Origin of the sequence: Microbacterium sp. SORGH_AS_0428, from assembly GCF_031453615.1 — a bacterium.
Taxonomy (GTDB): domain Bacteria; phylum Actinomycetota; class Actinomycetes; order Actinomycetales; family Microbacteriaceae; genus Microbacterium.
On the sequence record NZ_JAVIZT010000001.1, the window covers coordinates 3,014,829 to 3,035,761 of the forward strand.

General features: G+C 70.0%; 17 protein-coding genes. 9 read left to right on the forward strand and 8 right to left on the reverse strand.

Annotation, left to right across the window (positions count from 1 at the left end; genetic code table 11):
* The first annotated feature begins 4 nt into the window (after nucleotides 1-4).
* Together QE374_RS14665 and QE374_RS14670 are read left to right on the forward strand one after the other, a co-directional pair.
* The gene (locus tag QE374_RS14665) at nucleotides 5-523 is read left to right on the forward strand and encodes a MarR family transcriptional regulator (RefSeq protein ID WP_309736054.1); all 519 of its coding nucleotides are present in this window, start codon (nucleotides 5-7) and stop codon (nucleotides 521-523) included.
* 93 nt (nucleotides 524-616) lie between these two features.
* A complete protein-coding gene (locus QE374_RS14670; protein ID WP_309736055.1) occupies nucleotides 617-871 on the forward strand; it encodes a three-helix bundle dimerization domain-containing protein in 255 nt (84 codons plus the stop codon).
* 1 nt (nucleotide 872) lies between these two features.
* Here QE374_RS14670 and QE374_RS14675 read toward each other — a convergent pair whose 3' ends face one another.
* Nucleotides 873-2,402, reverse strand: coding sequence for a phospholipid carrier-dependent glycosyltransferase (locus tag QE374_RS14675; RefSeq protein WP_309736056.1), 1,530 nt, complete (start codon nucleotides 2,400-2,402; stop codon nucleotides 873-875).
* A gap of 23 nt (nucleotides 2,403-2,425) precedes the next feature.
* On the opposite strand from QE374_RS14675, the gene rsmI reads away from it, so the two are divergent.
* Nucleotides 2,426-3,244, forward strand: a complete 819-nt coding sequence (gene rsmI, locus QE374_RS14680) for a 16S rRNA (cytidine(1402)-2'-O)-methyltransferase (RefSeq protein ID WP_309736058.1) — start codon at nucleotides 2,426-2,428, stop codon at nucleotides 3,242-3,244.
* A 56-nt stretch (nucleotides 3,245-3,300) separates the two neighbouring features.
* Here the strand turns inward: rsmI and QE374_RS14685 are convergent, their stop codons facing one another.
* From QE374_RS14685 to QE374_RS14705, 5 genes are all read right to left on the reverse strand, one after another.
* Nucleotides 3,301-5,661, reverse strand: coding sequence for a glycosyl hydrolase 53 family protein (locus tag QE374_RS14685; RefSeq protein WP_309736060.1), 2,361 nt, complete (start codon nucleotides 5,659-5,661; stop codon nucleotides 3,301-3,303).
* A 23-nt stretch (nucleotides 5,662-5,684) separates the two neighbouring features.
* A complete protein-coding gene (locus QE374_RS14690) occupies nucleotides 5,685-6,554 on the reverse strand; it encodes a sugar ABC transporter permease (RefSeq protein ID WP_243227351.1) in 870 nt (289 codons plus the stop codon).
* Nucleotides 6,554-8,158 (reverse strand): ABC transporter permease subunit, encoded by a 1,605-nt coding sequence (locus QE374_RS14695; protein ID WP_309736719.1) that lies wholly within the window; start codon nucleotides 8,156-8,158, stop codon nucleotides 6,554-6,556. Before QE374_RS14695 ends, QE374_RS14690 begins: the two co-directional genes overlap by 1 nt.
* Nucleotides 8,159-8,220: 62 nt before the next feature.
* Entirely contained in the window at nucleotides 8,221-9,438 is a 1,218-nt protein-coding gene (locus QE374_RS14700; RefSeq protein ID WP_309736064.1) for a maltose ABC transporter substrate-binding protein, read from the reverse strand.
* A 121-nt stretch (nucleotides 9,439-9,559) separates the two neighbouring features.
* Nucleotides 9,560-11,581, reverse strand: a complete 2,022-nt coding sequence (locus QE374_RS14705) for a beta-galactosidase (protein WP_309736065.1) — start codon at nucleotides 11,579-11,581, stop codon at nucleotides 9,560-9,562.
* 181 nt (nucleotides 11,582-11,762) lie between these two features.
* On the opposite strand from QE374_RS14705, the gene QE374_RS14710 reads away from it, so the two are divergent.
* Genes QE374_RS14710 through QE374_RS14720 form a run of 3 tightly spaced genes read left to right on the forward strand, consistent with a single transcriptional unit; the run spans nucleotide 11,763 to nucleotide 15,286 of the window.
* A complete protein-coding gene (locus QE374_RS14710) occupies nucleotides 11,763-12,779 on the forward strand; it encodes a LacI family DNA-binding transcriptional regulator (RefSeq protein WP_309736068.1) in 1,017 nt (338 codons plus the stop codon).
* A 52-nt stretch (nucleotides 12,780-12,831) separates the two neighbouring features.
* On the forward strand, nucleotides 12,832-14,403 hold the full coding sequence (metG, locus tag QE374_RS14715; protein ID WP_309736069.1) for a methionine--tRNA ligase: 1,572 nt from the start codon (nucleotides 12,832-12,834) through the stop codon (nucleotides 14,401-14,403).
* 4 nt (nucleotides 14,404-14,407) lie between these two features.
* Entirely contained in the window at nucleotides 14,408-15,286 is an 879-nt protein-coding gene (locus tag QE374_RS14720) for a TatD family hydrolase (protein ID WP_309736072.1), read from the forward strand.
* A 253-nt stretch (nucleotides 15,287-15,539) separates the two neighbouring features.
* On the opposite strand, the gene QE374_RS14725 is transcribed toward QE374_RS14720, so the two are convergent.
* The gene (locus QE374_RS14725) at nucleotides 15,540-16,994 is read right to left on the reverse strand and encodes a sugar porter family MFS transporter (RefSeq protein WP_309736073.1); all 1,455 of its coding nucleotides are present in this window, start codon (nucleotides 16,992-16,994) and stop codon (nucleotides 15,540-15,542) included.
* Nucleotides 16,995-17,065: 71 nt separating this feature from the next.
* On the opposite strand from QE374_RS14725, the gene rsmA reads away from it, so the two are divergent.
* The 3 genes from rsmA to QE374_RS14740 all read left to right on the forward strand — a co-directional run bounded on the left by rsmA (nucleotide 17,066) and on the right by QE374_RS14740 (nucleotide 19,366).
* Nucleotides 17,066-17,911 carry a 16S rRNA (adenine(1518)-N(6)/adenine(1519)-N(6))-dimethyltransferase RsmA gene (gene rsmA / locus QE374_RS14730; protein ID WP_309736075.1) on the forward strand — a complete coding sequence of 282 codons (846 nt, stop codon included), beginning with the start codon at nucleotides 17,066-17,068 and terminating at the stop codon, nucleotides 17,909-17,911.
* The gene (locus tag QE374_RS14735; RefSeq protein WP_309736077.1) at nucleotides 17,908-18,315 is read left to right on the forward strand and encodes an arsenate reductase ArsC; all 408 of its coding nucleotides are present in this window, start codon (nucleotides 17,908-17,910) and stop codon (nucleotides 18,313-18,315) included. Before rsmA ends, QE374_RS14735 begins: the two co-directional genes overlap by 4 nt.
* Before the next feature lie 133 nt (nucleotides 18,316-18,448).
* Nucleotides 18,449-19,366, forward strand: coding sequence for a phosphodiesterase (locus QE374_RS14740; protein ID WP_309736078.1), 918 nt, complete (start codon nucleotides 18,449-18,451; stop codon nucleotides 19,364-19,366).
* On the opposite strand, the gene QE374_RS14745 is transcribed toward QE374_RS14740, so the two are convergent.
* Nucleotides 19,317-20,894 carry a stealth conserved region 3 domain-containing protein gene (locus tag QE374_RS14745; protein ID WP_309736080.1) on the reverse strand — a complete coding sequence of 526 codons (1,578 nt, stop codon included), beginning with the start codon at nucleotides 20,892-20,894 and terminating at the stop codon, nucleotides 19,317-19,319. The genes QE374_RS14740 and QE374_RS14745 overlap by 50 nt on opposite strands.
* Nucleotides 20,895-20,933 lie beyond the last annotated feature (39 nt).

A 20,933-nucleotide genomic window follows, 5' to 3' on the forward strand; every position in this document is an offset into this window, starting at 1 on the left:
GAGCATGCCCGAGCTGGAGGCGCCGCACAGCGGCTACTGGTACGCCGATGATGAAGAGTCGCGCCGGCGCCGTGCCGTCGATCTGCTCCAGGCGTTCCGGGTGTATCGCGCGGCAGAGGTCGCGATGCGACGCCGCACGCGCGAGGCCATGTCGATGGGTGAGAACGATCTCCTCGTGCTGCGGTATCTGCTGCGCGCCCAGCAGCGCGACGAGCGCGTCTCGCCGGGTGAGCTCGCCCGCTACCTCGGTGTGTCCACCGCCTCGATGACGGCGATGGTGGACCGGCTGGAGAAGTCGGGGCACGTGCGGCGCGAGCGGCACGAGACCGATCGGCGCAGCATCTGGGTCGTTCCCACGGTCGACAGCGACGAAGAAGTGCGCCGTACCCTCGGCGACATGCACGAGCGGATGATGGATGCCGTCATCGACATGTCCCCGGAGGACACGCGCGTCGTCATGGAATGCCTGGTTCGTCTGCAGGCCGCCGTCGACCAGGTCGACGCCCACACCGCCGTCGGCTGAGCGACGGATATGGCTCGCCGCGGGTCTTGCTCGTCTGACTAGCTACCCGCGCCGACGGCCCGGAAGCGGTGACGCGGTGACACCATGGGCAGCATGACCCTTTCGCCCGACACCGTCGGTGAGCACGACGCGACCCACATGGTCGACGGTTGGCTGCTCACGTCGTACGCCGGTGTCGTCGCGCGCCTGCAGGCCCGCCATCCGCTGCTGCGTCTGTCGGAGATCGAGGCGATCGTCGCGAGGGAGTACGACGCGTTCACGGGAGGGCGGCCGATCGCGGTCCCCGTCGACGTGGAGTCCGGGGCCGAGGAGATCCTGCAGATGCACGCCGACGGACAGGGCGCCTGAACTAGACCCAGGTCGGCAGCCAGTTGTGCAGCCGCCAGAACTCGTAGGGCACCGGAATCGCGGTCCACACCGGGTACCAGAACGCGGACAGCACGAGACAGGCGACCAGGAACACGGTGACCACCCGCTGGCCCGCCATGCGCCGATCGGCGTCCGCGGAGCCCGCGATGCGCCGGGCCGCGAGGGCGATGGCGATCACGAGGAACGGCAGCATCACGACCGTGTAGAACTGGAAGATCGTGCGCTCGGGGTACAGCAGCCAGGGCACGTAGGTCGCGGCGAGCGCCACGAGCACGAAGGCCGACTGCGCATCGCGGGTGCGGATGAACCGGTACAGCAGATAGAGCGCTGCGGCGATCCCGGCCCACCAGATCAGCGGGTTCGGGATGCTCGAGACCGCCTGGACCGTGTCATCGCTCTGATGCCAGTACATCGACGTCGGACGCACCAGCAGCGGCCACTGCCAGGCGGGGCTCTGGTAACCGTGGGGCGTCGTGAGACCCACGTGGAACGCGTAGATGGCCTCGTGGTAGCGCCAGAGACTGGACAGCGCCCCGCCGAGACCCTCGGATGCGGCGGCCCGCCCGTACCCGCCCGTGCTGACCAGCCAGCCGGTCCACGACGCGACGTACACGATGGCCGAGACCGGCACCAGCAGCACGAACGCCGCAGCGCCCTGGCGCACCGCATCCACCGGCCACTGCACGACGCCGAGCCGGCGCCGGGCGAGGGCGTCGGTGACGACGATGTACAGGCCGAGAGCGGCGAGCACGTACAGCCCCGACCACTTCACGGCCGTCGCGGCGCCGACGGCCGCTCCGGCGGCGACGAGCCATGGCCGGCTCCAGAACACCGGGCCCCACACGGGCCGGTCCGCCTCCTCGTCGCGTGGGGCGAGTGCCCGGCGCAGACGTTCCAGGTGGGTGCGGCGATCGAGAAGGACGAACCAGAACCCGAGCGCAACGAACAGCGCGAGGATGCCGTCCAGGAGCGCGATGCGGCTGAGCACGATGGCGAGGCCGTCGATGGCCATCAAGCCGCCGGCGATGGCGGCCACGGCCGTCGAGCCGGTCAGGGTGCGGGCGATGAGATACACCACGAGGACGGTCAGGGTGCCGGCGGTGGCCACCGCCACCCGCCACCCCACCGAGTCGCCGGAGCCGAACAGCCACATCCCCAATCCGATGAGCCACTTGCCCAATGGCGGGTGCACGGAGAAGCTTCCCGTGATCAGCGGGGCGGGGACCTGGCCCTCGGCGAACAGGGCGTCGGCTCCGTCGGGCCAGTTGGCCGTGTAGCCCAGCAGCCACTGCGACCACGCGTCCTTCACGTAGTACGTCTCGTCGAAGACCAGCGACGACGGCGTACCGAGGTTCGCGAAGCGCAGGATTCCGGCGAACAGCGTCAGCAGGACGGGGGTCCACACCTGCAGGCGTCGGTCGAGGATGCGGGAGCCGCGGACGCGGTCGGAGAATGCGTCGAACGCCGAGCGGCGCAGCGGGGGCGCGGTCGGCGGGGCGCTCGAGGTCACGCCCTCCACCTTATGCTGGGGCCGTGATCATCCTTGCGGCGACTCCGATCGGAAACCTCGGGGATGCCACCCGCCGGCTCGTCGAGGCGCTGGAAGAAGCGACCGTGATCGCCGCGGAGGACACCCGCACGACGCAGCGGCTGCTCGCGGGGCTCGGTGTCTCGAACCGCCCGCAGCTGATCGCCCTGCACGACCACAACGAGAAGCAGCGCGCCGCCGAGCTGGCGCGCCGCGCGGCCACCGAGGACATCCTCGTGCTCAGCGATGCCGGCATGCCCACGGTCAGCGACCCGGGGTACGGCCTCGTGGCGGAGGCGGTCGCACAGGGCGTCGAGGTCATCGCGCTGCCCGGGCCTTCTGCCGTGCTGACGGCCCTCGCGGTTTCGGGTCTTCCCACCGACCGGTTCGCCTTCGAGGGCTTCGTGCCGCGCAAGCAGGGGGAGCGGAGGGCGATGTTCGCCCGGTTGGCGGCCGAGGAGCGCACCCTGGTGTTCTTCGAAGCGCCGACCCGTCTCGCGGACACCCTCGCGGACCTCGCGGACGCGTTCGGCGCGGATCGACCCGCATCCGTCTCGCGGGAGCTCACCAAGCTGTACGAGCAGACCGTGCGCGGCCCGCTCTCGGAGCTCGTGGCCTGGGCCGCCGAGGGCGTGCGCGGCGAGCTCGTCATCGTCGTCGGCGGGGCGGAGCGCGCCCGCGTCGCCTTTCCCGACGCCGTGACGCAGGTGCTGGAGATCGTGCGCACCGGAGTCCGTCTCAAGGATGCGGCCGGCGAGGTCGCCGAGGCGACCGGTCATTCCTCACGCGAGCTCTACCAGGCGGCGCTCGCCGTTCGCGGCTGACGCACCCGCCGGCCGGATGCCGGCTCCTCACCGAGGGTGGGAGCCGGCATCCGCCGTCACCGCCTCCGCGCGCGCCGGTGCGCTGTGAGCAGCGCGAGGCCGAACGCGAACGCCATCGTCGCCGCGACGAACAGCGCGACCGGTGCCTCGCGGCCGGTGCGGGCGAGCGCGGCGGGCGCGGATGCGGTGTCTCGCTGCGGCTCGGCGGTGACCGGACCGGCGGTGACCGGGTCGGCGGAGCCGGGGGAGGGATCGGTCCCCGGCGTCTCGAGCGGCGTCAGGGCGTCGAGCGCCTCGGAGAGCAGGGCCGCCGCGGCGTCCACGCGCTCCTGGGCGGGGGACTGCGCACCGCCGAGGAACCGTGCGATCTCCACCGCGTCGTCGACCGCGGCGAGGGACACCGGTGTGTACAGGGACCGCTCGATCGCCTCGGCGCGCGCGATCAGCGTCGCGAGCGGCGTGAGGTCCGCCGCCGCGTCGAGCACGCGCTCCAACTGGAGGTCGTCGATGGTTCCCCAGGACCCCGGAGCGAGGTCTCCGGCGACGTGCACGGTGATGCTCTCTCCGTCGGCGACCGTGATGGTGTCCGTGGAAGGAGTCGACCAGTTGCGCCACCCACCGAGGACGAAGTCCACCGATGCCTCCTGCGTCCCCGAGGACACCGCGAGACGCACCGTGTCGCTGAGCTGGCCGCCGCCCTGGAGGGCGCCGGTGGCGCGATAGGTCCCGGCGGGGACGGGTCCCACGGACTGCTCGAGGGTGAAGGAGAAGCGATTCGCCGAGTAGAAGTGCGCGGAACGCGATCCGGTCCGCGGGTCGTCCCACGCGCCCACCGTCAGGGCGGTGCCCGCCGCGCGCCACATCGACGTGTCGTCGTCCTCGAAGCCGGGGTTCACGAGCAGGTTCGCCGAGGTCACCGTGACCGTCGCCCGAGTCGACAGCCCGGCCGAGGTCGTGCCGCGGAACACGTAGGTGCCCGGGCCCGACACCCACTGGGCGCCGGGAGTCCAGGTGACCGACTGCTCCTCGGTCGTCACGTCGTTGTACGAGACCGTCACGGTGGCGGGCAGCGGGATCTCCGTGCCGTCGGGCACCGTGAGCTCGGGAGACGAGACGGCGGTGACCGCGCGAGGGGCGACGGCGCCGGTACGCGCGTAGGAGAACACGTTCAGCGACTCCAGCGGCGTCCCGTCGTGGGCGAAAAGGGCCTGGTTGTCCCAGGCGGAGCCGCCGAAGTGGACGCCTGCGTCGTTCGGGTCGTACTCGCCGGCGTAGCTCGCCGCCCAGCCGGAGCCGTCCCGTTCCCAGAGGGCGGCGTTCTGCGCCGCCGCCTCCGGCGGACCCACCGGCAGCCAAGCGGGCTCCCAGTAGTACACGCCGAGGCCCGCCGCGCCGACATCCGAGACGGCCTGGATGACATCGCGCACCGCGAGCGCCTGGCCCTGCACGCTCACGGGGTAGTTCGTCGCCTCGCCGGGAAGGTCGATCACGTTCGAGTGTCCGTCGCCGTCCTCCAGCGTGTACGCCCAGCTGGTCTCCGCGACGATCACGTCCTTGTCGTAGGTGTCCGCGACCTGCGTCAGCACACTCGTCAGGTTCTCCAGCGTGCCGTGCCAGAACGGGTAGTACGACGAGGCGAAGACGTCGTAGTCGACGGCGCGGTCGTCGAGCTGCTTCGCGATGTTCGCATAGCTGCCGGGCCGCTCCGGATTGGTGAAGTGCAGCGCGACCAAGGCGTCCGGAAGGACCTCGCGAACGGCGGCGGAGCCGGCGGAGAAGATCTGTGCCATGTCGTCCCAGCCGCTGACACCGGCGACCCCGCTCGTGGTCTCATTGCCGATCTGCACCATCCGCACATCCACCCCGGCCGCCTCGAAGGCCGTGAGCGCCTCGGCGGTGAACGCGCGGGTCGCCGCCGCCTTCTCGGCGACGCTCAACGCCGCCCATGCCTTCGGGGCCTTCTGCTTCGCGGGGTCCGCCCAGAAGTCGGAGTAGTGGAAGTCCACGAGAACCCGCAGCCCCGCATCCGTCGCGCGTTCACCGATCTCGATCGCCCGCGCGACGTCGACGGTGCCCCCGCCGTAGCCGTTGCCGGCGGCGTCGAACGGGTCGTTCCACACGCGCACCCGCACGTCGGTGACCCCGGCGTCGGCGAGCACTCCGAACAGGTCGGCGGGGTGACCCGCCGTGTCGCGGAACACGACACCCGAGTCCTCCAGGGCGATGACGGAGGACACGTCGACGCCGTTGATGAAGTCGGGTGCGAGGTCGTCGACTCTCGGCACCGTGATGCCGGCCGTGACCGGCTCGTCCACCGCGACGGCGGGCGCCGCGGCGAGCACGCCCGCCACGGCGACGCCGAGTGCGGTCGCCGCGGCGGCGGATCGGAGCAGGGAACGACGGATGCGGCGCTGCATGAGTGTCCTTTCTTTCGGGCGGGTCAGCCCTTGACGGAGCCCTGGGTCAGCCCGCCCACGATGAACCGCTGCAGGGACAGGAACAGGGCGAGCACGGGGACGGCGGCGATGACGGCGCCGGCGGCGAACAGGCCCCACCGGGAGGCCAGCTGGTTCGAGACCCACTGGTACATGCCGACGGCGAGCGTCCAGTTGTCTTCGCTGGTGAGCACGATCTTGGCGAGGATGTAGTCGCCGAACGCCGTGATGAACGCGAGGAGCGCGACGACAGCCAGGATCGGGGTGACCAGCGGGATGATGAGGCGCCAGAAGATCTGGGCGTGGGTTGCGCCGTCGATCTTCGCCGACTCGTCGATCTCGATGGGGATCGTGTTGAAGAAGCCGTACATGAGGAACGTGTTCGCGCCCAGTGCGCCGCCGAGGTAGACGCAGATGAGCGCGAGCTTCGAGTTCAGCCCGAGCGCGGGCACGATCTCGCCGATCGCGAGGAGCATCAGGAAGATCGCGACGAACGCGAGCGCCTGCGGGAACATCTGCACGATCAGCAGCGACGTGAGGCTCACGCGCCGGCCGCGGAAGCGGAACCGCGAGAACGCGTAAGCGGCCGATGCCCCCATGATCACGGCACCCACGGCCGACACTCCGCCCACGAGGAGCGTGTTGCCGACCCACGTCCAGTAGCTGGTCGCCCCCAGAGCCGCGAAGTTCGACAGGTCGAAGGCGCTGAACAGGTTGTTGGAGCCGGAGAGCGTGCCGCGCGGGTTCAGTGCCGCCGACAGCACATAGACCAGGGGGAAGACGGCGTAGAAGACGACGATCGCGGCGAAGAAGTACTTCCAGCCGACCTCGAGCCACCAGCGGCGGCGGCGGATGCGGGTGCGTGCCGTGGACATCACTGGAACTCCTCGAGCTTGCGGGTCTGGCGGAAGGCGATGGCCGAGATGATGCCGACGACGATGAACACGATGATCGAGAGGGCGCTGGCCAGGCCGTAGTCGGCGGCTCCGCCGGCGACGCCGGAGACGCGATAGATCGCCGAGATGAGGATGTCGGTCGATCCGAGCGTGTACGGCGCACCGGGTATCGCGGGTCCGCCCGCGTTGAACATGTAGATGACGGTGAAGTTGTTGAAGCTGAACGCGAAGGAGGAGATCGCGAGCGGCGCGGTCGACACGAGCAGCAGCGGCAGCACGATCGAGCGGAACTGGCGCCACCGGCCGGCGCCGTCGATCGAGGCGGCCTCCAGGGTGTCGGAGGGCAGCGCCTGGAGCGCGCCGGTGCACACGAGGAACCAGTACGGGAAGCTGAGCCACACGTTCACCCACAGCACGGCGGCTTTGGCCAGCCACGGATCTCCGAGCCAGTTGATCTGGCTGCCGAAGAAGAACAGGTCGTTGATGACGCCGAACTCGGCGTTGAACATGCCGCGGAACAACAGCGCGGACATGAAGGCGGGGAAGGCGTAGGGAAGGATGATGAGCGTGCGCAGGTACTTCCGGGCACGCACGCGCGGGTCGTTGAAGACGAGGGCGAAGACCAGCCCGAGGGCGAAGCTGATGACGACCGAGCCGGCCGCGAAGGCGAACGTCCACCCCGTCACCGAGAGCAGGGGGCCGGCGAGCGCGGGGTCGGTGAACACCCGCAGGAAGTTGTCGAAGCCCACGTTGACGTACCAGCCCGCGGGAAGTCGCGTGCCGTCGTCGGCGATGAAGCTCCCGATCGCGTCGTCGGCCGTGTAGACCGTGCCGTTCACCGTGTCGGTGATGGTGCCCGCCTCCGCGTCCCACACCATCGTGGGCGTGTACAGCACTCCGGTCGAGCCGTCGCGGGTGCGGATCGAGCCGTCGTTGGGATCGTCGGAGAAGGGGACGCGCAGCGCCTCGATCGCGCTCTGAAGCTCCTGGTCGGTGATCACCTGCGTACGGGGGATCACCGTCCACCCGTCGACGGATGCCGGTGCCTGGCCCGTGGGAGCCGTGCCGGCATCCGCCAGCGGGGACTCGGCGCTGCCGACACGGACGTCGCCGTCGTCGTTGATCGCGAGGCCGTACTCGCCGAAGCGCTCGACGACGGACAGCGGATAGGTCTCTGAACCCTCGATGCGCCGCTCGCCCTGGATCAGGGCGGCGTCCACGGCCTGCGCCTGGGACCCTGCGTGACCGGTGCCGTAGTTGGTGAAGGCGATGTAGGCCGTGTAGCCGAAGACGAACACCTGGAAGACGAGCAGGAAGACGAGTCCCGGCATGAGGTACTTCAGCGGCAGGGCGCGCTTGGTGAAGTACACGACATCGGCGGCGATCACGAGTGCCGCCGTGACGCCGAGCAGGATCCACGACTGAGCCGAGAAGGCCGAGAGGATCGCCATGATCCCGAGGGCGTTGATCAGGCCCATCACGATGAGCTTGACGATGAACCCCCACCCGATGCCTCGCCACGAGCGGGCATGGGACTCCCGCGGGGACCTCGAGGGCGGGGTGAGAACCTGCGGCTGCGCCATGTGTGTCGTCTCCTGTTCGACGGCCACGAGCGGGGCGGGCCACAGGGCCCGCCCCGTCGCGGTCAACCCGCGAGGGTGCCCTGAAGGTCGGTGATCATCTTGTTCCAGGTGCCGGACGGGTCGGCGCCGCTGATGATCTGCGACTCGGCTGCGTTCCAGAAGTCCCAGACGGAGCCCATCTCGGGGATCGAGGGCATCGGCACGCCGTTCTGCGACGAGGCGAGGAAGCCCGCGATGATCGGATCGCTCGCGACCTCTTCGGCCAGGCTGCTCCACGCCGGGATGCGGGGGTCGGCCTCGTACAGCGCGCGCTGCGCATCCTCGGTGCCGAGGTAGTTCACGAGGAACTCCTGGGCGAGCAGCGCGTTCTTGCTCTGCGAGCTCAGGTAGAAGCCCTGGACGCCCACGAACGGCGCGGCGGGCTGGCCGCCCGCGGAAGGGATCGGGTTCACGGCGACGTTGACGTCGGGGAAGGAGCTGATCGCCCACGGGCCCTGCACCGTGTACGGCGCCTTGCCGGAGGCGAACAGCTCGTTGTTGATGTCGTAGTCGATCGTGGTCGACAGGTAGCCGGTGCCGGCGGAGCCGTTGGCGTGCAGCCACTGGGCGAACGCCTCGCCGGCCGCTCCGCCCATGCCGACCTCGTTCGTGTACGAGCCGCTGGAGTCCTGCACGAACACGGGCGCGCCGAAGGAGGTCTGGAACCCGTACATCGTGTAGCCGTCGCCCGTCTCGCCCGCCGTGTTGATGACGAAGGGGCGCTCGGTGCCCGCGGCCAGGCCCTTTTGGATCATCTCGTCCCAGGTGGCGGGGGCATCGGCGCCGACGAGGTCCACGTTCTGCACGAGCGCGACCGTCTCGAGCGAGTAGGGCAGCGCGTAGAGCTGACCGTCGTAGGTCATCGCCTCGATCGCGACCGACTCGAACTCGGACGCCTTGTCGCCCAGGTCGATCGTGTCGACGACACCCGCCGCCACGAGGGCGCCGAGCCAGTCGTGCGAGCCGACGGTGATGTCGGGGCCCTCGCCGGTGGGCACCTGCGAGATGAAGTCGTTGCGGAGGTCCTCGAAGTTCTTCTGCACGAGGGTGACCTTCGCGCCCGTCTCCTCCTCGAACGCCTTCGCGGCCGCGGTGATGGCGGCCTCGCGCTCCTGGTCGGTCCAGATGACGAGCTCTGCGGACGAGTCGGCGGTCTGCTCGGCGCCGCCGCCGCCGGAGCAGCCGGCCAGCAGGAGCGCGGATGCGGCGGCAGCGACGCCAATTCCGATGATCTTGCGCATGTGACGTGTTCCTTTCAGAACGGTGGTCGAGGATGCGCGCCTTCGTCGACGTCGCATCGTCACGACCGGATGGGGAAGCGTCCGTCCGTTGACGGACGCCGAGGTTCGGGGGAGTCGCCGGTCAGCGACCACCCCCGCGGGTCGGAGGGGTGCGCACGACGGCGACGCCGCCGGCGGCGACGACCGTCTCGTCGTGCGAGGCGTGGCCGGTGAGCAGGTCCGTGCCGGCGACCGGGGCGGCGAGGGCGGTGTCGGAGTGATTGACGAGCACGACGTAGTCCGCGTCGTCGCCGTGACGGGTCACGGTCTCCAGGCCCGCCGGGAGCGCCGCGGGGGCGAGCCCGGCATCGGCGTACACGCGCGTGAGGATCGCGGCGAGGCCCGCCGCATCCGGCCTCGTGCTGACGTACCAGCCGACGCCCGCGCCGTGCGTGTTCCGCGTGACGGCGGGGGCGCCGTCGGCGGGCCCGCCGACATAGCGCGCTCGCACCTCGGCGCCGTCGACACGGAGGTCTTCGCTCCACTGATCGATCGTCAGGCGATCGCCGTCGAGCTCGATCTCTGCGGTGTCGCCCTCGCGCAGGGGAAGGAACTCCTCGACCCGCACGCCGAGCGCCTCGGCCAGCGGCGCGAGATATCCGCCCTCGTGGACCGCGTCGTTCTCGTCGACGACCGCGGAGAAGTAGGAGACGACGAGCGTCCCGCCGGCGGCGACGTACGCCGAGAGATTCGCCGCATCCGTCGTCGTGAGCAGATACTGCGCGGGCGCGAGGACGAGGGAGTACGCGGAGAGATCCTGTCCGGGCAGGGCGAAGTCCACGGTGATGCCGTCGCGCCAGAGCTGCGTGTAGTACGCGCGCACCCGCTCGTCGTGGTCGAGGAGATCCGACGGGCGCCATTCGAGGTCTTGCGCCCAGAACGACTCGAAGTCCCAGAGGATGGCGACGTCGGCATCCACGCGGGAGCCGCGCACCTCGGCGAGGGCGGCGAGGTCGGCGCCGAGGGCGGTGACCTCGCGGAACACCCGGGAGTCCACGCCGGCGTGCGGGAGCATCGCGGAGTGGAACTTCTCGGCGCCGGAGCGCGAGGCGCGCCACTGGAAGAAGAGGATCGCGTCGGCACCGCGTCCGAGGTGCGTGAGGGAGTTGCGGGCCATCTCGCCCGGGCGCTTCGCGACGTTCTGCGGCTGCCAGTTGACGGCGGACGTCGAGTGCTCCATGAGGATCCAGGGCTTGCCGCCGCCGACCGAGCGGCTGAGGTCCGCTGCGATCGCGAGTCCGATCTCGCCCTCGCGATCGGGCGCCCAGAGATAGTGGTCGTCCGACACGATGTCGACTTCGCGCCCCCACGCCCACAGGTCCGTCGTCTGGCTCTGGTTCGCCATGAAGTTCGTGGTGATCGGCTGGTCCGCGTATCGGCGGATGGCGTCGCGCTCGGCGATGAAGCAGGCGCGCAGCTGGTGGTCGGTGAAGCGCGCGAAGTCCAGGCGCTGGGCCGGGTTGACGACCGAGGGGGCTGCGGCGGGAGCCCCCACGTGCTCCCACTCGCCGTAGTGCTGACCCCAGAAGGCGGTACCCCATGCGGTGTTCAGCGCGTCGAGGCTGCCGTAGCGTTCGCGCAGCCACAGCCGCCAGGCGGCGATCGCGTGGTCCGAGTAGTCCTCGCCGACGGGCACGCCGTACTCGTTGTGGACGTGCCACAGGACGACGGCGGGATGCGAGGCGTACCGCCGGGCGAGCTCGGTCGCGATGCGCACCGAGGCCTCGCGGTAGGCCGGAGCGGAGTGCGAGGCCATCCCTCGGGAGCCGAAGCCCATCGTGGTGCCGTCACGGGTCACGACGCGCGCGTCCGGGTGGTTCGCGAAGAACCATGCGGGCGGGGAGGCGGTGGGAGTGCCGAGGTCGACGTGGATCCCGTTCGCGTGAAGGAGGTCGAGGAGCTCGTCCATCCAGGAGAAGTCGAAGACGCCCTCCGCGGTCTCGATCAGACCCCACGAGAAGATGCCGACGCTGACGAGATTGACCCCCGCCTCGCGCATGAGCGCGACGTCCTCGTGCCAGGTCTCGACGGGCCATTGCTCCGGGTTGTAATCGCCGCCGTACGCGATTCCGTCCAGCTGCGGCCAGGGTGAGCTCTGGGTCATGACGCTCCGTCGGGTCGAGGGTGATCGGTCTTCGTCAGATGCGACTGGGACCGGTCACAGTCTGCGCAGCGAGGATCGGAGCGATCAAGCTCGTGACTCGTTCGTTATCAAACTGTGACCGGTCACAGTTTGTCCGGCACGTCGCATCCCCGCCGTGCGGAGCAGGCGATAGAGTCCTCGCGTGGAAGACACGACCATCGCACGGCGCCGCCCCACCATCCGGGACGTCGCCGCCGCCGCCGGAGTCTCGCGCGGCACGGTCTCCCGCGTGATCAACGGCGGGCACTGGGTGTCGCCAGATGCCCGCACGGCGGTCGAGGAGGCGATCCGGCGCACCGGGTACACGGCCAACCACGCCGCTCGCTCGCTCGCGACCGGACGCGCCGGCTCCCTGGCGTTCCTGCTGACCGAGCCGCAGCATCTGCTGTTCGCCGACCCCAACTTCTCCCTGCTGCTGCGTGGCGCCGCGGAGGCCCTCTCGCAGCGGTCGATGACTCTCGTGCTGCTGGTCGCCGGCACCCCGGAGGAGCGCGCCAACGTGGCGCACTTCGTCAGCGCCGGGCACGTCGACGGCGTGCTGCTCATCTCGTCTCATGAGGCCGACCCGCTGCTCGACTCCCTCCTGGAAGCGGGGGTCCCGACCGTTTCCTGCGGGCTCCCGCTCGGCCACCAGGGCGACCTCGCCGCGGTGGCGGTCGACGAGGAGGGCTCAGCCCGCGTCATGACACGTCATCTCCTGGATCGAGGACACCGGCGCATCGCGATGATCGCCGGACCCGACGACACCCCGGGCGGACGCTACCGACTCGTGGGCTTCCGGGAGGAGCTGGGTGAGGCGTTCGACCCCGACCTCGTCGAGCACGGCGACTACAGCCGCGAATCGGGCGCGCTCGCGATGTCACGGCTGCTCGAGCGCACCCGTGACATCGACGCCGTGTTCGCCGCATCCGACATGATGGCCGCCGGCGCCGTCGTCGCCCTCGGTCGCGCCGGCCTCCGCGTGCCCGAGGACGTCGCGGTGGCGGGCTTCGACGACTCCGGACTCGCCGCCGCTCACGAGCCGCCGCTGACCACCATGCGCCAGCCCTGGGACCGCATCAGCGCCGAGATGGTGACGCTGCTGCTCGAGGTGATCGAGGGCGCGCCGCGGCGCAGCATCACCCTGCCGACAGAGCTGGTCGTGCGCGACAGCGCCTGAGCCGCCCCGTCACGGGGCCGCGGCCCCCTCAGGCGCCGCCTAGAATCTACGGGTGAGCAACGGCCGTTCCTTCTACATCACGACGCCGATCTACTACCCGAGCGATGTCCCGCACATCGGTCACGGGTACACGACGGTCGCCGTCGACACGCTCGCGCGCTGGCACCGCCAGTCGGGGGACGACACCTGGATGCTGACGGGCACCGACGAGCACGGTCAGAAGATGCTGCGCGCGGCCGCCGCGAACGGGGTCACGCCGCAGGAGTGGGTGGACAAGCTCGTCAGCGAGGCCTGGTTCCCGCTGCTGGAGAGCCTCGACGTCGCCAACGACGACTTCATCCGCACCACGCAGGAGCGCCACGAAGAGGGTGTCAAGCGGTTCGTGCAGGCCATCTATGACCGCGGTTACATCTACGCGGGCGAGTACGAGGCGCTGTACTGCGTGGGCTGCGAGGAGTTCAAGCCGGAGTCCGAGATCCTCGACGGCACGGGGGCGTTCGAGGGGCTCAAGGTCTGCGCGATCCACTCGAAGCCGCTCGAGCTGCTGCAGGAGAAGAACTACTTCTTCAAGCTGAGCGAGTTCGCCGAGCCCCTGCTGAAGCTGTACAAGGACGATCCCGACTTCATCCGGCCCGAGTCGGCGCGCAACGAGGTCGTCTCCTTCGTGCGCTCGGGCCTCAAGGACCTCTCGATCTCGCGGTCGGCGTTCGACTGGGGCATCCAGGTGCCGTGGGATCCGCAGCACGTGATCTACGTCTGGGTCGACGCGCTGCTCAACTACGCGACGGCGATCGGGTACGGCGTCGACGAGGAGAACTTCGAGCGCCGGTGGCCCGCGTACCACGTGGTCGGCAAGGACATCCTGCGCTTCCACGCCGTCATCTGGCCGGCCATGCTGATGGCTGCGGGGCTGGAGGTGCCGCGTGGTGTCTTCGCCCACGGCTGGCTGCTCGTCGGTGGCGAGAAGATGTCGAAGTCGAAGCTCACCGGCATCGCGCCCACGGAGATCACCGACGTGTTCGGCTCGGACGCCTACCGCTTCTACTTCCTCTCCGCGATCGCCTTCGGGCAGGACGGCTCGTTCTCGTGGGAGGACCTGTCGGCGCGCTACCAGGCCGAGCTCGCGAACGGCTTCGGCAACCTCGCCTCGCGCACGGTCGCGATGATCGAGCGGTACTTCGAGGCGATCGTTCCGCCGGCCGCGACCTACACCGACGCGGATCTGGCCATTCAGCAGACCGTGGCGGATGCGGCCGCATCCGCCGACGCGGCGATGGAGCGCTTCCGCATCGATGAGGCGATCGCATCCATCTGGACCATCGTCGACGCGCTCAACGGCTACATCACCGAGAACGAGCCGTGGGCGCTCGCGAAGGACCCGGAGCAGGCGGGGCGCCTCGGCACCGTGCTGTACACGGCGGCCGAAGGACTGCGCGCGCTCGCCGTGCTGCTGTCGCCGGTCATGCCCGTCGCGACCGAGAAGCTGTGGATCGCGCTCGGGGCGGCCGAGTCGCTCGGGCGACTGCAGGACCAGCCGCTGCGCGAGGCGGGCGTCTGGGGTGCACTGCGACCCGGCACGAGCGTCAACGGACTCTCGCCGCTGTTCCCGCGCGTCGAGCAGTGACCCGATGAGCGATCCCAGCCAGTACGTGCGCCAGCGCGAGAAGGGCGGCCGCGACGTCAGCTATCCGCCTTCGCCGGAGCCGCTGGGCGTCTGGCTCTACGACAACCACTGCCACCTGGAGATCCAGGACGGCGACGAGTCGATGTCGCTGGACGCGCAGCTCGAGCGCGCCGCATCCGTCGGCATCGTCGGGGTCGTGCAGGCCGGCGGCGACATCGAGTCGAGCCGCTGGTCGGCGTGGGCGGCGGCCTCGCACCCCCGCGTGCTCGCCGCCGTCGCGATCCACCCGAACGAGGCGCCCGCCTACGCGGCTGCGGGGCGGCTCGACGCGGCCATCGCCGCGATCGACGAGCTCGCGGCACAGCCGCGCGTGCGCGCGATCGGGGAGACGGGGCTGGACTTTTTCCGCACCGAGCCCGAGGGGCTGGGAGCGCAGCGCGAGAGCTTCGAGGCGCACATCGCGCTCGCGAAGAAGCACGACATCGCGATGCAGATCCACGACCGCGACGCGCACGAGGCGGTGCTCGAGACGCTCGAGCGGGTGGGTGCCCCCGCGCGCACGGTGTTCCATTGCTTCTCGGGCGACGCCGACATGGCGCGGATCGCCGCGGAGCGTGGCTACTACCTGTCCTTCGCAGGCAACATCACCTTCAAGAACGCGCAGAACCTGCGCGATGCGCTCGCCGTGACGCCGCGGGAGCGCATCCTCGTCGAGACCGACGCGCCGTTTCTCACCCCCACCCCCTACCGGGGTCGTCCGAACGCGCCCTATCTCGTGCCCGTGACGGTGCGGTTCATGGCCGCCGAGCTGGGCATGGACCCCGACGAGCTGGCTGCGCAGGTGGCCGCCAACACGCTCGCCGTCTACGGCTCGTTCGACTGACGCGCCCGCATCCCGCATCCCGCATCCCGCATCCCAACGTCGGAGATGACGACGAAGGTCGGAGGATCTGACGGCGATCCTCCGACCTTCGTGCGTTTCTCCGACGGGAGCGACGCGGACGCGGCTCAGCGGTCCTCGTCGTCGAGGCGCTTCTCCTCCTGCGCCTCGAGGCGGTCCTTCTCCTTCTGCGCCTTCTCCTGCTCTTCGCGGATCTCCTCGTGGGACTTGGAGTTGTTGGTCATGCCGGCTCCTCTCACTTGTTCTGACGGGGTTTCTTGACGAACAGCGTCTCGGTCTGTTCGAGCTCCATGCCCTTGGTCTCGGGGATCTTCCAGAGCACGAACACGAACGACAGAGCCGCGAAGATCGCGTACATGAGGTAGGTCAGCGGCAGCGACCACGACGAGAGCTCCGGGAAGGTCCACGACACGAGGAAGTTCGCGATCCACTGCGCACCGGCGGCCACGCCGAGGGCCTTGCCGCGGATGCGGCTGGGGAAGATCTCGCCGAGCAGCACCCACACGAGGGGGCCCCACGAGGCGCCGAAGCCGACGACGAACAGGTTCGCCGCGACGAGGGCCACCGGTCCCCAGGCACCCGGCAGAGAAATGTCGGTGCCCTCGCCGGTGGCGAACGAGAACGACAGTGCCATGGCGCCCAGCGACAGCGCCATCAGCACGGAACCCGTGAGCAGGATGGGCTTACGTCCCACCCGGTCGACGAGGAAGATCGCGATGAGGGTCACGAGCACGTTGGTGACGCTCGTGATGACGCTCACCAGCAGCGCATTGCTCTCGTCGAAACCGACCGCCTGCCAGAGCGTCGTCGAGTAGTAGAAGATCACGTTGATGCCGACGAACTGCTGGAACACCGACAGGATGATGCCGATCCAGACGATGGGATTCAGCCCGAGCGCGGGGCCGGCGAGGCTGGCTTTCGCATTCTTGCGGTCCGTCTCGATGGCGGTCGTCAGCTCGTTGACGGTCTTGTCGAGGTCGGCGGCGGGAACGAGCCGGGCGAAGATCTCCTTCGCCTCCTGGGTGCGGCCTCGCGCGAGCAGATAGCGGGGGGACTCGGGCATCGTGAACGAGAGGATGCCGTAGACGGCGGCGGGGATGACGCCGATGAGGAACATCCAGCGCCAGGCGTCGAGGCCCCACCACAGGGTGTTGTCGGCGCTGCCGCCGGCGGCCCCGGCCAGCACGGCGTTGCTCAGCAGCGCGGCGAAGATGCCGAGCGTGATCGCCAGCTGCTGCAGCGACGCGAGCGACCCGCGGATCTGCCGCGGGGCGACTTCGGCGATGTAGGCGGGCGCCACCACCGAGGCGATACCGATTCCGAGACCGCCCAGCACGCGCCACACGATCAGGTCGGGGACGCTGAAGGTCAACGCGGAGCCGACCGAGCTGACCAGGAAGAGCACCGAGCCCAGCAGCATGACGCGCAGGCGCCCGAAGCGGTCGGAGAGGGCGCCGGCGAGGATGGCGCCGACGGCGCAGCCGAGCAGGGCGACCGCCACGACGAAGCCCGTGAGGATCGGCTCCTTCGTGTAGTCGGCCTCGATGGACTTCACGGCGCCGTTGATGACGGAGGAGTCGAACCCGAAGAGGAACCCGCCCACGGCCGCGGCGACGGAGAGTCCGATCGCCCGGCGTCCGAACGGACTGCGCATCGAGAACGTCCCCGTGGGGAGTGCTTCGGTGGTCATTTCGTCACCCTAACCCTGTCAGCGTTCTCTCAGGGTCGGACTTGGCTCGACGGTTGTCTAGGGTTATACACATGACCGTGCACCTGCTCGGCGCGGCCGAGATCCGCGCGTTGGCCGCCGAGCTCGATGTCACTCCGACGAAGAAACTGGGGCAGAACTTCGTCGTCGACGCCAACACGGTGCGAAAGATCGTGCAGGTCGCCGGCGTCGCGGCCGGTGAGCACGTCGTGGAGGTCGGTCCGGGGCTCGGTTCCCTCACCCTCGCGATCCTCGAGACCGGCGCAAGTGTGGTGGCGGTGGAGATCGATCACCGGCTCGCCGCGCGCCTGCCGGCCACCGCGCGTGCCCACGGGGTGCGCGACGGGATGCTGCGGGTCGTGGATGCGGACGCGCTCACCATCCGTGACCTGCCGGGAGAGCCCACGGTGCTCGTGGCCAACCTGCCCTACAACGTCTCGGTCCCCGTGCTCCTGCACTTCCTCGAGCACTTCGGCCACCTCCAGCGCGGCGTCGTCATGGTGCAGGCCGAGGTCGGGGAGCGTCTCGCGGCCCCTCCCGGATCCAAGGTCTACGGCGCCCCGAGCGTCAAGGCCGCCTGGTACGGCGCCTGGCGACTGGCGGGGACCGTGTCGCGCCAGGTCTTCTGGCCGGTTCCGAACGTCGACAGCGTGCTGGTCGGGTTCCGCCGCGACGCCGAGGCGCGCGGCGACGAGGCCGAGCGCGTCGCGACGTTCCGCGTCGTGGACGCCGCCTTCCAGCAGCGCCGCAAGATGCTGCGCCAGGCGCTGTCGGGGCTGTTCGGCGGCTCGGCCGCCTCCGCGAGCGCCGTGCTCGAGCAGGCCGGTGTGGATCCGACCCTCCGCGGCGAGCAGCTGACGATCGACGACTTCCAGCGGATCGCCCGGGTCCGGACATGAGCGTGCCCGTCGTCCTCTTCGTGTGCGTGCACAACGCCGGCCGGTCGCAGATGGCCGCCGGTTTCGCCCGTGCGCTGGGCGGCGACGGGGTCGAGGTGCGCTCCGGCGGGTCGGAGCCCGCATCCGCGATCAACCCCGTCGCGGTCGAGGTCATGGCCGAACGCGGCATCGACATCACCCGCAACGTCCCGCAGCTGCTGGCGACCGAGGACGTCCGCCAGGCGGATGCGGTGATCACGATGGGATGCGGGGACGCCTGCCCGATCTTCCCGGGCAAGCGCTACGAGGACTGGGAGCTGCGCGACCCCGCGGGGCAGGGTCCGGATCTGGTCCGCGAGGTGCGCGACGACATCGAGGCGCGCGTGCGCCGACTCCTGGTCGAACTCGGCGTCCTCTCCGGCTGAGCGCTCCCGCCCCGGAACTTCACCGGCTCCAACTGAGGGATTCACCGTGTGTTCAGCCGCCGGTACGAAACATGCCGGTAACATTCGCGGGAACGACGGCCGCGCCCGAGCGGCCCGTGAAAGGGACGGACCCATGCGTGCTGGGGAGTATCCGGCGGCCGAACGCGTACTGCTGCACCTGAGCGACACCCACCTGCGAGCCCCGGGGCCGAAGCTGTTCGACCGCGTCGACGGGCTCCGCCTGCTCGAGCGGGCGCTCGAGCGTATCGAGGCGAGCGGCATCCGCCCGGACGGCATCGTCTTCACGGGCGACCTCGTCGACCTGGGCGAGGCGGATGCGTACACCGCACTGCGCGGCCTCGTCGAGCCCTTCGCCCGGCAGCTGGAGTCGCCGGTGTTCTGGGTGATGGGCAATCACGACGAGCGCGGTGCCTTCCGCACGCGCCTGTTGGACGCGGCCCCCGCCACGACCCCCTTCGACCGCGTCGACGAGATCGACGGACTCCGCCTGATCACGCTCGACACGAGCGTCCCCGGGGCGCACCACGGCGAGCTGCGCCCCGCCCAGCTCGCCTGGCTCCGGGAGCAGCTGGTTCAGCCCGCGCCGCTCGGCACGATCCTGGCCATGCACCATCCGCCCGTGCCGAGTGTGCTTCCGCTCGCCGCGAGCGTGGAGTTGCGCGATCAGCGTGCGCTCGCCGACGTGCTGCGCGGCAGCGACGTACGGGCGATCATCGCCGGCCACCTGCACTATTCGACCTTCGCGACCTTCGCCGGCATCCCGGTCTCGGTCGCATCCTCGACCTGCTATGCCCAGGACCTCACGGTCCCCGTCGGCGGCACGCGCCCGCAGGACGGCGCGCAGTCGTACAACCTCGTGCACGTGTTCGCCGAGACCGTCGTGCACTCCGTCGTCACGGTCGACGCGCCGCATCCGCTCGAGTACATCGACCCGGTCGAGGCGCAGCGACGCCTGCACTCGGCGGGCATCGCCCAGGACGTCAGCGCAGGGCGGACGCCTCCGACCGCTCCCATCCCGATCCTGCGCTGACCGCGGGAAGCTCCCACGGCGCGCGCACCGGGAACATGCGCTCCAGAAGCTCGGTGACCACACGCACCCTCACCTCTTCGGGAACCTCGGCCGAGCCGCCGTCGTTGAGGCAGAACATGTCGACATCGCGGCGCTCGGTCAGCCGGCTCATGCGCCGCAGCGACTCCGCCATGGTCGTCTGGTAGTAGCGGGTGCGCGGCGCGGTCGTGGCCACCGCGCGACCGGTGAAGGCGGCGTAGTAGTGGTACAGGCTGTTCGTCACCGAGATGTCGGTGGCCGAGCGGAACCGGGAAGCGGCCGTGCGTGCGAAGTCCTCGGCGAAGGCCTGCTCCAGCTCCGCCATCACGCTGCGCCGAAGCGGCGTGGCGCAGTGCTCGAGATCGTGCGTGATGGTGCGCCCGAAGCGCTCGCGCAGCAGCTCCCGGTTCACCCGCAGCGCGTTGTCGTGGCCGCTGCGGTGCGGGGCGTTCGGCCCCGTGCCGATCCGCACGTCGCACTCCACGAACTGAGAGATTCCGGCGGGGGAGAAGAACAGCTCCGGCGCGACGCTCCGGCCGAAGAACATGTCGTCGTTCGAGTAGAGGAAGTGCTCGGCGAGCCCGTCGATGCGGTGCAGTTGCGCCTCGACGGCATGCGAGTTGTGGATCGGCAGCACCGAGGTGTCGGCGAAGAACTCCTCGCTGCGCACCACCGTCACCCGCGGGTGGTCGGCGAGCCAGGCAGGCGTCGGCGAATCGGTGGCGATGAAGATGCGACGCACCCACGGCGCGTACATGTAGACGCTGCGCAGCGCGTAGCGCAGCTCGTCGACGTGCCGGTACCGGGCCGGGCCGTCGTCGCCCTCGCCCACCACGTAGCCGGCCATCTGGGCCGCGCGCTGACGCTGGAACTCGCTCGATGAGCCGTCGACCCACGAGAAGACCATGTCGATGTCGTCGATCATCTCGTTCGGATGCGGGTCGAACATGCCCCGCAGGCTCTGCCAGGTGCGGCCGTGACGCCGGATGCTGACGCGCTCGATGTCGGCGGCGGCGATGACGCGTCGGGTCAGCGTATTCGCGTGCGGGGCCTCGACCGTCTCCGCGCCGAAGCGCCAGAACTCCAGGCGCACGCCGTGCGATGCGCCGTATCGCAGCGATCCGGCCAGCCGCGGGCGGAAGACGCGCAGGGCGCTCGGTGCGCCGCGGCGCGGGGTGTGATCGGGGGCGGGCACCGCACTCAGGCCTTTGGGCTTGACGTACACGGGTTCGCCGATGCACAGCCGCGTCACGGCCTCCCAGGCACGGTCCTGATCGGCCACATCGACGACGATCGCCTCGTCGCGGAGCCCGTGGCGGATCAGGAGCGGCTCGATGCCGGCATCCGTCAGCGCATCCGCGATCATCGCGAGATCCGCGAGGTGCGCGTCGAGCGGGGAGAGATCGTCGTGACGGAGGTGGAGCATGCCCGATTCGAGCACGATGTCCTCACGCGTCAGAAGCGCCGCCCAGGGGTGGGGGTCGGCGGGAAGAGCAGACAGAGAGACCATCTCGTCAGCGTAGACCGCGCGCATTTCGGGCGAGTTTCG